This window comes from Arthrobacter sp. Y3223164, from assembly GCF_059091005.1.
Window position 1 is genome coordinate 1 of record NZ_JBNHGF010000368.1, and the last position, 2668, is coordinate 2668.

A 2668-nucleotide genomic window follows, 5' to 3' on the forward strand; every position below is an offset into this window, starting at 1 on the left:
CGGAGTGCGCGGTGTGCCACGGCTCGGCCCACTGAAGCCGGGCCGCCGCGCGCTCCCAGAACTCAATCCGCTCGGCCTCGGTCTGCGGCTCCGGCCATTCGGTCACCCGGTCGCGGTACGGCGCCGGCCCTTCCTGACCGACGACGGCGGTGCTCCCGGCGGCGCGGCGGCCGCCGGCGGTTTCGGCTACTTCTATGCCCATCTCTTGACCGCCCATTTCTCCGCGACTCCCAGGAGCGCGTCGGTGATCTTGCCGATGATGGCCAACAGGACGATGGCTAGCAGCAGCCGGTCGGTGCGGCCGTTGTTTTGCGAATCCGTGAGCAGGAAGCCCAAACCCATGGAGGAGGCGATCAGTTCCGCCGCCACCAGGAACAGCCAGGCCTGTGCCAGCGCCAGCCGCAGCCCGGAGAACACGGCGGGCACCACGGCCGGCAGCTGCACGGTGGTCAGCAGCTTCACGCCCTTGAGCCCGAACGCGCGACCGGCCTCCACCAGGTTCTTGTCCACGTGGCGCAGGGCCAGCGAGACAGTGGTGAACACGGGGAAGAACGCGCCGATCAGGATCAGCGTGACCTTGGAGTCCTCGCCAATCTTCATCCACAGGATGAGCAGCGGCACCCACGCCAGCGACGGCACCGCGCGCAGCGCCCCGATGGTGGGGGAGAGCAGCACATCGGCCACCTTGGACAGCCCGATCAGCGCGCCGAAGACCAGGCCGAGGGCGGCGCCAAAAGCGAAGCCGAGCAGCACGCGCTGGGTGGAGATGGCCACGTGCTGGGCCAGTTCGCCGCGCTGGATCAGGTCGACGGCGGCCTCGATGACAGCCGCCGGTGCCGGCAGCTGGACGGAGCTGAACAGACCGGCGGAGGCGCTCCACTGCCAGGCGGCGAGCAGGGCGGCGGGCAGCAGCAGGCCAAGGAGCAGGCGGGCCCAGCCGTTGCCGAGCACCCCGGTCGGGGACCATCCGTTGGCGGGGGAGCGCTCGGTCGAGGGGCCGTCCTGTTCCGGCCGGGGCGCGCCCGCGGTTTTGAGGACGCCGGTGGCCGTGAGGCCTTCCTGACTGGTGGCGTAAACGCTGGCGCCGGAGGCGCCGGGATTACCGAGGTGCGTCATCAGGATTCCTTGATGGCCGACGGATCGGCCTGCTTCACCAGCGAATCGTCGAGCAGGGTGGCGAGGGCCTCGTCGATGTCGGCCTGGCTTTTCACGTCGCCGGTCTCGACGAACGCCGGCCCGACCTTCGCCAGCACCGCGCGCTGCTTCTCGCCCGGGGCCGCCTCAACGTCCAGGTTGCTGCGCTCGGTGATCACCTTGGTGGCGACCTCGAGGTCCAGGCCGGCGACGTCCGCGAGGATCTGCGCGGTTTCCTCGGGGTTCTCGGCGGCCCAGGCGCGGGCCTTCTCGTACGCGTTCACCACGGCCTGCGCGAGTTCCGGCTCCTCCTGCAGGAAGGACTCGGTGGCGTTCAGGAAGCCGTAGGTGTTGAAGTCCAGGTTCCGGTAGAACAGCTCGGCGCCGTCCTGTTCTGCGCCGGCCATGATCGGGTCCAGGCCGGACCAGGCGTCGACCGAGCCCTGCTTCAGCGCGGTCAAACCGTCGGCGTGCTGCAGGTTTTCCACGGTGACGTCGTCGGCGGAGAGGCCGGCCTCTTCCAGCGACTGGAGCAGGAAGAAGTAGGGGTCGGTGCCCTTGGTGGCGGCCACGGACTTGCCCTTGAGGTCCTCGACGGACTCGATGCCGGAGTCGGGCAGCGCCACCAGGGCGGCCCATTCCGGCTGCGAGTAGAGGCTGATGGTCTTGATCGGCGAGCCGTTGGCGCGGGCCAGCAGCGCCGCTGAACCGGCGGTGGAGCCGACGTCGACCGCTCCGGAGCGCAGCGCCTCGTTGGCCTTGTTGGAACCGGCCGACTGCACCCAGTTCACCTCGACGCCCTCGTCGGCCAGGGTGGCCTCCAGCCAGCCCTTTTCCTTGATGACCAGGCTCAGCGGGTTGTAGGTGGCGAAGTCGATGTTGAGCACGCCATCGCCGCCGCCTTGGGCCGCGGTGGCTTCGGAATCCTCACCGGCAACGCAGCCGGTCAGGGCCAGCGAGGCGGTGGCGGCAACGGCGGCAGCGCCGAGGAGCGGGCGGCGGGAGAAACGGCTGGCAAGAGACATGGTGGTTCCTTTGGACGGGGTGCGGAACAGGAGAAATTCCGCTCCGGATGACTTTCGGGCGCGAACGGCCCGGGCATTGCGTGATTTGTGGGTGGCGAGGGCGGCCCTAATGGCCGTCGACGCCGAGGCTTTCGAGGAGCGAGCGGCGCATTCGGGCCAACTCGACCGAACCGCGGTCCCGCGGGCGGCTGCCGGGAACGTCGACGGTGCGCACGATCGTGGCGCCGTCGTCCTCGCGGCCCTCTTCCTTGCCAAGCACGATGATCCTGTCCGCCAGTTGCAGGGCCTCGTCCACGTCGTGGGTCACCAGCAACACAGTGGTGGGTTCCACCGCGTGGATATCGAGCAGCAGGTCCTGCATCTTGATCCGGGTCAGCGCGTCCAGCGCGCCGAACGGTTCGTCCAGCAGCAGCACGCCCGGATTGCGGGCCAAGGCCCGGGCCAGGGATGCCCGCTGGGCCATGCCGCCGGAGACCTCGCGCGGCCGGTGCTTGGCGAAGGCGGCCAGG

The 2668-nt window shown here is 69.7% G+C and carries 4 protein-coding genes; all 4 read right to left on the reverse strand.

Annotation, left to right across the window (positions count from 1 at the left end; translation table 11 throughout):
- The coding region (locus AC5RUJ_RS14150) for a hypothetical protein (protein WP_494156040.1) at nt 1-202 on the reverse strand (202 nt) is incomplete at its 3' end.
- Nucleotides 193-1116, reverse strand: a complete 924-nt coding sequence (locus AC5RUJ_RS14155; RefSeq protein ID WP_494127721.1) for an ABC transporter permease — start codon at nt 1114-1116, stop codon at nt 193-195. The genes AC5RUJ_RS14150 and AC5RUJ_RS14155, both read right to left, overlap by 10 nt.
- The gene (locus AC5RUJ_RS14160) at nt 1116-2159 is read right to left on the reverse strand and encodes an aliphatic sulfonate ABC transporter substrate-binding protein (RefSeq protein WP_494024577.1); all 1044 of its coding nucleotides are present in this window, start codon (nt 2157-2159) and stop codon (nt 1116-1118) included. The genes AC5RUJ_RS14155 and AC5RUJ_RS14160 overlap by 1 nt, the downstream gene beginning before the upstream one ends.
- A gap of 106 nt (nt 2160-2265) precedes the next feature.
- A partial coding sequence (locus tag AC5RUJ_RS14165; protein ID WP_494156041.1) for an ATP-binding cassette domain-containing protein occupies nt 2266-2668 on the reverse strand: 403 nt, incomplete at its 5' end.